The organism is Blautia sp. MSK.20.85, from assembly GCF_013317245.1.
In the GTDB taxonomy this organism is placed as follows: Bacteria; Bacillota; Clostridia; order Lachnospirales; family Lachnospiraceae; genus Blautia_A.
This window is the reverse complement of record NZ_JAAIUN010000119.1, coordinates 1-358: the sequence shown is the minus strand read 5'-3', so window position 1 is coordinate 358 and position 358 is coordinate 1. Positions and strand designations below refer to the sequence as shown.

At 46.1% G+C, this 358-nt stretch carries 1 protein-coding gene; it reads right to left on the bottom strand.

Features of this window, described 5'->3' with window-relative positions:
* Positions 1–358: hypothetical protein (locus G5B12_RS18595; RefSeq protein ID WP_174088990.1), on the bottom strand; the 358-nt coding region annotated here is incomplete at both ends.

Sequence of the window (358 nt, the reverse complement as noted above, 5' to 3'; positions counted from 1 at the left end):
GTAATATGCCGAAAATCCTCTGCATCCAGATATTCCTGTACATCCAGTCCACACCGGTTTAGTAATACATACCAGACACTATTGGTCATCAGTTCCCGAAATTCGACTTCCTGATTCTGTTCGTCCAGTTCTTCCAGAAATGTCCCTGTTACGTCAAGTCTCAGTTCTTCCAATGCATCAGGAAGCCATTCCTGCATACTCTCCTTCGCTGCCTGATGCAGGCTTTCAGCAAGTCCTCCTTCCGTATCTTCCAGTGATAATTGCTCCTGCAGATAATCTGCCACCAGCTGTTCTCCTTCCACCGGAAGATTCCATAACTGAGGATCCTTTCCAAGATTCCGCACTTTATAAGTGTCCT